Below are 9,402 nucleotides of genomic sequence, written 5' to 3'. Positions count from 1 at the left end.
CTAAAACAAGCCTCATGAACCCTTCATGGCTTCCGTCATCTTAACCTGCTAAAACAAGCCTCATGAACCCTTCATGGATTTCCGTTTTCCATCTTAACCTGCTAAAACGAGCTTCATGAACTCTTTCTGGCAAAAAAAGACCAGCCCCCACCTTAAGAGGGCTAGTCTTTGTCAATTAAATCATCCGAACGGTCACAATTCCATCGATCTGGCTAATGATCTCTTCCAAACTCAACATAATTTCATTATCTACATTATTATCAATATCAATAATGGTATAAGCATAATCGCCACGGCTTCTATTCACCATGTCGGCGATGTTTAAATGATAGTTTGATATAGCAGATGTAATCTTTCCGACCATGTTTGGAATGTTTTGATGGAAAGCCGTCACACGCTGTTTTCCGGTATAAGGAAGAGCAGCATTGGGGAAATTCACTGAGTTTCTAACATTCCCTGTCTCTAGAAACTCCTTTAGCTGGCGGGCTGCCATAATCGCGCAATTCTCCTCGGATTCAACTGTAGAAGCACCAAGATGAGGGGTTGGAATCACGTTCTTCATTTTCATTACATTTTCATTTGGGAAATCTGTCATATACTTTCCTACTTTTCCGCTTTCAAGGGCAGCTGGCATATCCTTTTCATTCACTAATTCACCTCGAGAAAAGTTCAAAATATAGACATCGTCCTTCATTAAGCTAAAGGTCGCTTCGTTGAACATTTCTCTTGTATCTTCCGTTAATGGAACATGGACGGTAATATAATCAGATTCAGCAAAAAGCTGTTCAATTGTCATCGCCCGCTGTACTTTGCGGGATAACTTCCAGGCAATATCAACAGAGATAAATGGGTCAAACCCAATGACATCCATGTCTAACTCAATCGCATCATTCGCCACAAGTGCGCCGATCGCTCCCAACCCAATGACGCCTAGAGTTTTCCCCTTAATTTCCTTCCCAACAAATTGCTTCTTGCCCGCTTCCACAAGCTTTGGAATTTGTTCTCCCTCGCCCGCTAACGTCTTAACCCAGCTCACTCCGGCAAAAAGGTTACGAGATGCAGCCATTAATGAAGTCAGCACCAATTCTTTCACCGCGTTGGCATTAGCACCTGGGGTATTAAATACAACAATCCCTTGCTCCGTGCACTTATCGACCGGAATGTTATTCACGCCCGCTCCTGCTCGCGAAATAGCCTTTAATTGTTTGCCGAATTCCATTGAATGCATATTAAAGCTGCGAACAACAATTGCATCAGGGTTCTCACTATCATTGTCAATTGTATAATGATTATTAAAAACTTTTAGTCCGCTTTCTGCGATGTTATTTAATGTTTTGATTGTCTTTGCTTTATTTACCACTGTTGTGCTCATCTTCACTTCTCCTCTTTATCGTATATTTATAACCTTGGAATCTAATAAAATAAAAAAGAGACTGGTGTTCTCCAATCTCTTCAGACATCAAAAAATAACAAATACCACAATACATTCGTTATTCTTCTGTCCTTTTGCCTGAGATTTTGAACCCTTCGGCGCTGCAGTCAACCTGCAGTCTCTCCAGAAGCTGCTCCTGCTATAGTGTGACCCATAACAATCATAGCTTTCTTCCTATTCACTTTTTAAAAACGTTCAAATATTGGGAAAAATCTGTATCTCTACAATAATAGAAATTAAAAGCTTTATCAACCATTAATTTTCTGAGCCATCCCTCCTGTATATACACAAAGAGGTAAGGGAATAAACTCCCTTACCTCTGCCCAGGCGAACGGCTAATCGATACTATGTGCTCCCCCACGGTTATCCGTTTTCGCCAGTTACACATAGCCTTTGAAATTGATACTATCTTATCAGATTCTTCTGAAACATTCAACCACTAATTATGTGGGTCAGAGGGACAGGTTCATGGTCCCGCCTTCGTTATTGATTGGAAGTAGTTTGTCCTCGCGTTCCTTAATTGGACACGGTTCCTGTCCCATTGTCCCTTACAATTCATTACAGTACCCATTAAAAATCTCTGCCGCTTTTTCTATATCATCTTTACTTATACCGCGGTATGTTGTCATTCTAACATATTTGTCTGACATGCTTTTAACCTTTAACCCACGCTCCATAAGATCCGATTCAAATTTTCCTGCTGAATATCCACTAGGCGAAACATCAACGACTACAATATTCGTTTGAACCATTCCGAGGTTTAATTTAATATTTTTATTCTCCGCAATTTTGCTTGCGAGTAAATAGGCATGTTCATGATCCTCTTTTAACCTTTGGGATTCCTCCGTTATCCCAAGAATTCCTGCGGCTGCAACAATACCAGATTGACGCATGCCTCCTCCAAGCAGCTTTCTCGTTGTTCTTGCCTGCTGTATAAATTCTTTACTTCCACAAAGCAGGGAACCGATCGGCGCGCTTAATCCTTTGGAAACACAAAACATAATGGAATCAACCGGGGCTACTAGCTCTTTAACTGATAGATTATAATAGGCAGCTGCATTAAATATTCTCGCTCCATCTAAATGAACAGGAATCTTGCATTCTTTTGCCAGTTTACAGATCACTTCTGTCTCCTGAGCAGACATACACGTACCGCCTTTGAAATTGTTTGAATTCTCCAAGCATAAAAGCTTTGTCTCTCCTTGTAAAAAAATAGATTTGAGGTTTTCTATTTTTGGAATCCCAAACTCATCTGTTTCATAAGAGACTGGTTGTAAACCAAAGTAGTTCTTCATGAAAGGTGATCTTTCACTTTTGTATATATGGCTGTTCTCCTCTATTGCTACAATATCCCCTCTGATACAGTGAGTCATCATAGCGATTATGTTTCCGATTGAGCCACTGTTACAAAACATGGCGTCTTCTTTCCCTGTTATGTTTGCTGCTAAGTCTTCAAGGGTATTGACGGTCGGGTCTTCTCCTTTTCCGTCTTGATTGCTTCTTCCGTCATCGCCTACTATCGCTTCATACATTGCCCTTCTCATTGCCCCAGTAGGCTTTGTTAACGTATCACTCCGTAAATCAACCAATATGACTTACCCACTTTCAAAGGGACAAGAGGTCAGGTTTATTGTCCCGCCTTCGTTTGAATTGGGACATAGTTCCCGTCCAAATGTCCCTCATTCATGTTTCCGTTAATATAGTTTTTGCAATTTTCGAGTCTAGTTTTTCGAATTCATAGTAACTGATTGTTTCATAAAGTTCTTTTCTTGTTTGCATTTTATTTAGGTAATTCTTTTGTGTACCATTGCTGCGAATTTCAGTAAAAACATCTTCTATTGCTTTTGCAGCAGTTCGAAGTGATGTAACTGGGTAAATAACCATGCTGTAACCAAATGATTCAAATTCGTTAGCATGAAAATAAGGCGTTTTTCCGAATTCTGTCATGTTGGCTAACAGCGGCGCCTTTATTCCATTCTTCACCTGCAGAAACTCCTCTTCATTCGTGAGTGCTTCTGGAAAAATAGCATCCGCTCCAGCTTCTACATACTTATTTGCCCGTTCAATTGCCTGATCGATTCCTTCAACAGCAACTGCGTCCGTTCTTGCAACAACAAGTAATGAAGGAGCTACTTCTTTAATAACCTTGATTTTTTGCATCATGTCTTCAACACTAATTAACTTTTTTCCATTAAGATGACCGCATTTCTTTGGCAGCTCCTGATCTTCTATTTGAACGGCAGCCACCTTTGCCTCCACCATTTCTCTTGCTGTTCTTGCTGTATTGAGAATCCCGCCAAAGCCTGTGTCGATATCTACGAGTACCGGTAAATTTGCAGCACGAATGAGGTCCTTAGCACGTGCAGCCATTTCTTCTGAAGTAACAATACCTAAATCTGGAAGACCGCGACTAGCTGTATAGGCTGCACCTGATAAATACAGTGCCTCGAAGCCAGTTTTTTTCGCAACAAGAGCGGTCATTCCATCATGCACTCCCGGTATCTGTAAAATAGTAGAATGTAACATTTTTTCACGAAACAGTTTGGCCAACTCTTCTTGACTTAGTTCTTTATCAACAATCCAAGGCATATGGATTCCCCCCTAGATTACTAATTTCGCCATGAAATCATTGACGTTTGTTTTACATAATTCATTGTGGTCTGTACATAATTGAAAGATTTCTCTTACTTGGTTTTGAGGGAAGCGCGTTTCTAAATTACTGCTGAATTTTTTAAATAATAATGGTATTCCCTCGTCTCTGCGGAAGCGGTGCCCAATTGGATATTCCCTGATAATCCTTTCAGTTGAAGTACCATCCTTGAAAAATATTTGAATCGCATTGGCGATTGATCGCTTATTTGAATCTAGATAATCCTCACTGTACTGTTTATTTTCAATAACCTCCATTTTTTCACGCAGGCGATCAATTCTAGGATCCTGTGAAGCTTCTTCTTCATAGTGATCTGAATTTATTGTTCCAAATAGGAGTCCAATTGCCGCTATATATTGCAGACAATGGTCTCTGTCTGCAGGATTATGAAGCGGACCTGTTTTATCAATAATTCTTATCGCTGACTCATGTGACGTTATAACGATTTTATCAATTTCATCTAAACGATTCACGATTTGCGGGTGAAGTTCAACCGCACATTCCGCAGCTGTTTGACCATGAAATTCTGCAGGAAACGAAATCTTAAATAAGATGTTTTCAATCACATAAGTGTCTAACGGTCTACTTAACGTAAGTTCCTTTCCAGCAAAAAGGACATCTTGGAATCCCCAATTCGGAGCCGTTAATGCTGTTCGATAGCCCATTTCACCTTTCATAGCCATCATCGCCAGCCGAACACCGCGGCTTGTTGCATCACCTGCTGCCCAAGACTTCCGTGAGCCTGTATTCGGAAAATGACGGTATGTTCTCAAGCTAGAATTATCAATCCATGCATTCGATAAGGCATTGATTATTTGTTCTTTTGTTCCCCCAAGCATAGCGGTTACCACAGCGGTTGTTGCAATCTTAACAAATAGAACATGATCTAGACCTTGACGATTCAAGCTATTTGTTAAGGCTAGTACTCCTTGAATTTCATGCGCTTTGACAATTGCTTCAAGTACACTGTCCATTGTGAGTGGGTCACTTCCTTCAGAAATCCGTTTCCGGCTTACATAATCAGCAACAGCAAGTATGCCACCTAAGTTATCGGAAGGATGTCCCCATTCGGCTGCTAGCCATGTGTCATTATAATCAAGCCAACGAATTGCACAGCCAATATTAAAAGCTGCTTGTACCGGATCTAATTCAAATTGTGTCCCTGGTACTCTGCTTCCATTTGGTACAACCGTTCCTGGGACAATTGGGCCAAGATGTTTTGTGCATTCCGGGTATCTCATTGCCAAAAATCCGCAGCCTAACGTATCCATGAGTACATATCTTGCTGTTTCAAATGCAGCCTCACTTGTTATTTGTTTATTTAAGACATATTCTGCAATGGTTTCTAATACTTCATCTACTTGAAGAGCTTTTGTTGATTCTAACTTTTGCATGAAACTAATCACCCTTTCTTCCTTATCAATACTAGTTAGGTGTTATATAGAGTTATAGCTGTTGGTCCATTGAATCATCAGCCACTTTTTTCTTTTTCCTATTCCTAAAGATCGGTACAATAAAGGAAAGGAATGCAATGACAAGTAATGTGCAAGCAATTGGCCTTTCTGCAAAAATCAGTAAGCTCCCGTTTGATATGGTCAAAGATTGACGTAAAGACTGTTCCATCATTCCGCCTAATATAAAGGCTAATAGCATAGGGGCTGCTGGAAATTTCAAGCTTGCCATAAAGAAACCGATAATTCCAAATAACACCAACAAATATAAATCAAATGTACTATAGCTTATTCCAAACACACCGATTAAACAAAATACGATGACGAGTGAAATCAGTAGCGGGCGCGGTATTTTTAATATTTTCGATATATATGGTATTAATGGAAGGTTCAATATTAGCAGAATAATATTCCCGATATACATACTCGCAATCACTCCCCAAAACACATCGGGGTGATCATTCATTAGTAATGGGCCCGGTTGGACCCCTAACACAATTAATGCCCCTAACATAACCGCTGTTGTTCCTGAACCTGGGATTCCTAAGCTTAATAAAGGAACAAAGGCACCACTAGAAGCTCCATTATTTGCAGCCTCTGGTCCGGCTAAACCGGCAATCGAACCTTTTCCAAACTCCTCTGGTTTTTTCGATAACTTCTTCTCAGAAATGTATCCTAGAAAGGAAGCAATGGTTCCGCCTGCACCAGGAAGAACGCCAATCAAAAAGCCTAAAACGGATTGCCTGCCCATTGGTCCAGCCATTTCCTTGTAATCTTGTTTTGTTAAATGTAAGCTTCCTAGTTTATTGCTGAAGATACTTTTTTCTTTCCGTTCCAATATTAATGAGCTAACCTCTGCTAATGCAAACAAACCAAGGGCTATAACTAGAAAGTCAATTCCTTCTAATAAATTTGTAATGCCAAAGGTATATCTCACAGTGCCTGTTTGTCCATCTATTCCTATCGTGGAAATCATAAACCCAATTGTGGCTGATATTAAAGCTTTTACTGTTGAACCTTCTGAGAAACTTGATACAGTCATTAAACCCATTAACATCAGTGCAAAATATTCAGCAGGACCAAATGATATGGCAAGATTTGCAAGAACCGGTGCAAAAAGTGTTAAAAGAACAACACTTACTGTACCTCCTACAAAGGAAGCGATTGCGGCAATGGCCAATGCCTTACCCGCTTTCCCCTGTTTTGCCATTGGATATCCATCGAAGGTAGTTGGAACAGACATTGATTCTCCAGGTGCATTCAGTAAGATAGAAGAAGCTGCACCACCGTAAGCAGCGCCATAATAAACTCCTGCCATTAACAATAAGGCCATTGCAGGATCCATTCCATACGTAATCGGGATCATCACAGCAATAGCTGTTATTGGACCTAAACCAGGAATCATCCCAATAAGTGTTCCGATAACTGCACCAATAAATACAAATAAGAGGCCATGCAGGCTTAACGCTACTTTAAAGCCAGTTATGATTCCTTCAAAAATATCCAATGTAACCCTCCTCCCTAAAAAGGTAAAATGCCTTTTGGTAAGCTAATTTGTAAGAATGAATTAAATAAAAGATAGATAAAAAGAGGGATCGATAGAGATACAATGACATTTGAAAGCCATTTTTTGTATCCAAGAAATCGAGAATTAAGGAAAAGAAATAAGGCAGTTGTAATGATAAACCCTAGTATTTCAAGAAAGAAAATATAGAGCAATACAAAACTAAGAACAGTTAAAATTACCTTCCCTTCCCCTTTTGGAAGTTTTCTGCCTTCGCCTTTTTGTTCATCCTTATTGAAGTAAAGTAAGATTGATAAAAACAAAAGAATAAATCCAAGTGTAATCGGAACTGCATCGGAGTCTACTGGAACATAAGGAAAAGCTGGTAAACGAAGGCTTAACACTAAATAGCCAATGGATATCAATGCTAAAAAAACGGATATTTTTTTATTCAATGTATTTAACACGCTTGCACCACCTTTTGGAAAGGAGCCAATGAATTGATCCATTGGCTCCCTATTGCATTCCTTATTTTCCTATGCCTAATTCATCTAATAGCTCTTTCATGGCTACTTTTTCTTTTGTCAAAAATTCAACATATTCTTTGTTGTTCATATACATTTCAGACCATCCATATTGCTCTCGTATTTTCGCCCAGCCTGCAGAATCACTTAACTCCTTAAATTTCTTCTCATAGTAGTCTAGTGCGGCTTGATCCATTTCCGGCGGCCCAAAGAAACCTCTCCAGTTAATGAACGTAGCATCAATTCCTTGCTCTTTTACTGTTGGGAAGTCTTTTAACACTTCACCAGATAGACGTTCTTCTGAGGTCACACCTAATACCTTAATTTTCCCTGCCTTTACTTGCTCTACCGTTTCAGCTACACCTGTTGAAAAAACTTGTACACTGCCATTTAACAATTGAGTAAGTGCACCACCATCTTGATCTGATACATATTTTATTTTCTTAATGTCTACTCCAGCAGCCTTTGCTACTTTAATGAATTGAATGTGGTCCATGCTTCCTGGAGAAGATGCTCCAACAATCGAAATGCTAGATGGATCCTTTTTCATGTCCTCAAATAATTCATTTAAATTATTCCATTTTGCATCTGCCTTAACGGCAATCGCTGCATAATCCGCAATCAGGTTAGAAATTGGTGTGAAATCCTCGAAATCAAACTCAGATTGTCCGTTAAGCGGAACTAAAAGCATAGGCGGCGAAGTAACGAACAAGTTATATGGGCTATCCTTTTTGCTATGAATGTACGCCCAAGCAATTGCTCCTCCACCTCCAGGTTTGTTTACTACTCCTAAGCTTTGCTCGATAATCTTCTCTTCTTCAAAGACTTTTGCTGCCATACGCGCAGTTGTATCCCAACCGCCTCCAGGACCAGCAGGTGCAACGATTTCAATAGCCTTTTCTGGTTCCCACGTTTTCTCTGGCTTTTCTTCATTTGGTTTTTCTTCCTCTGGCTTTTTTGTAGCAGAATCACTTGAACATGCAGCTACAAATAGTAGTAAAAGTACAGACATAATTGAAAGAATCTTTCTCATGAATCCCCCTCCAAATTTTTTATTCCTTAATGAGAAAATCAAACCTTACTCCTAATCATATGTAGCCATTTTCAAAATAATTAAATAGATTTTGGAATATTTGGATTATTTCGTTTGCGGCAACCAAAAAAATACACCTCTTATTAATTAGAAGTGTTTAAAGAATATGGTATTTTCTTTCCGTCTTTTTTATTTTCAATAATATCCACAAATTTAGTAGATGCTGGCGAAAGTGGAACACTTTTCAGAAAACAGACACCTATATCGCGTTTTGGTATTTCCTCAATAAGCTTGATTTCATACAATAATCCTTTATTTAAATAACTTAGTGAAAATTCCTTCGTCACACAGGCAATCCCTAGATTAATTTTTGCAAATTCCAAAAGTAGATCATGTGAGCCTAATTCGAATTCAGGGGATATTTGTATACCTTTGGATAGTAAATAATCTTCAACATAGTTTCTGGAATTTGAATTATCTAGAAAAATTAAAGGCAGCTTGACTAATTTCTGGATACTCACGGCTTCAGATAATAGGGCCTTATATTTTTCTCCGCATACAAAGATATCGTGGACTTCAAGGCATGGCCTTAACTCTAGCGCAGGGTCATCAATCGGGAAATTACAAACAGCCACATCGACCTCTCCCGATTTGAGCAAAGAGCAGATTTCTAATGTCGTCCCATTCACAATCTTAAATTTAATATTGGGATAATTATTGTGAAAAACCTCTAAATATGGAAGTAAAAAATATCTGGAGATCGTGTCCCCAACACCAGTCTTAAATTCTCCCGTAGTTAAATTTTTAA

8 protein-coding genes and 2 riboswitches are annotated in these 9,402 nt (G+C 39.2%); all 8 genes read right to left on the bottom strand.

Annotated features, from left to right (window positions below; genetic code table 11):
• Positions 1-175: 175 nt before the first annotated feature.
• A complete protein-coding gene (locus V7164_RS01000) occupies positions 176-1,372 on the bottom strand; it encodes a phosphoglycerate dehydrogenase (RefSeq protein WP_335353215.1) in 1,197 nt (398 codons plus the stop codon).
• Between the two features lie 116 nt (positions 1,373-1,488).
• Positions 1,489-1,569, bottom strand: a riboswitch (glycine riboswitch).
• A 177-nt stretch (positions 1,570-1,746) separates the two neighbouring features.
• Positions 1,747-1,826, bottom strand: a riboswitch (ZMP/ZTP riboswitch).
• Between the two features lie 154 nt (positions 1,827-1,980).
• On the bottom strand, positions 1,981-3,021 hold the full coding sequence (locus V7164_RS00995) for a GntG family PLP-dependent aldolase (RefSeq protein ID WP_335344822.1): 1,041 nt from the start codon (positions 3,019-3,021) through the stop codon (positions 1,981-1,983).
• Between the two features lie 94 nt (positions 3,022-3,115).
• Entirely contained in the window at positions 3,116-4,021 is a 906-nt protein-coding gene (gene prpB, locus V7164_RS00990; RefSeq protein ID WP_335353214.1) for a methylisocitrate lyase, read from the bottom strand.
• A 12-nt stretch (positions 4,022-4,033) separates the two neighbouring features.
• Positions 4,034-5,476 carry a bifunctional 2-methylcitrate dehydratase/aconitate hydratase gene (locus V7164_RS00985; RefSeq protein ID WP_335344824.1) on the bottom strand — a complete coding sequence of 481 codons (1,443 nt, stop codon included), beginning with the start codon at positions 5,474-5,476 and terminating at the stop codon, positions 4,034-4,036.
• 52 nt (positions 5,477-5,528) lie between these two features.
• Complete coding sequence (locus tag V7164_RS00980) at positions 5,529-7,040, bottom strand: tripartite tricarboxylate transporter permease (RefSeq protein ID WP_335344825.1); 1,512 nt, start codon at positions 7,038-7,040, stop codon at positions 5,529-5,531.
• Between the two features lie 14 nt (positions 7,041-7,054).
• Positions 7,055-7,546 (bottom strand): tripartite tricarboxylate transporter TctB family protein, encoded by a 492-nt coding sequence (locus V7164_RS00975; protein WP_335344826.1) that lies wholly within the window; start codon positions 7,544-7,546, stop codon positions 7,055-7,057.
• Between the two features lie 19 nt (positions 7,547-7,565).
• Entirely contained in the window at positions 7,566-8,594 is a 1,029-nt protein-coding gene (locus V7164_RS00970) for a tripartite tricarboxylate transporter substrate binding protein (protein WP_335344827.1), read from the bottom strand.
• A gap of 143 nt (positions 8,595-8,737) precedes the next feature.
• The coding region (locus V7164_RS00965) for a LysR family transcriptional regulator substrate-binding protein (protein ID WP_335353213.1) at positions 8,738-9,402 on the bottom strand (665 nt) is incomplete at its 5' end.

Source organism: Bacillus sp. JJ1474, from assembly GCF_036965225.1.
Classification (GTDB): Bacteria; Bacillota; Bacilli; order Bacillales; family Cytobacillaceae; genus Cytobacillus.
This window is presented reverse-complemented; position numbering and strand designations above follow the sequence as displayed.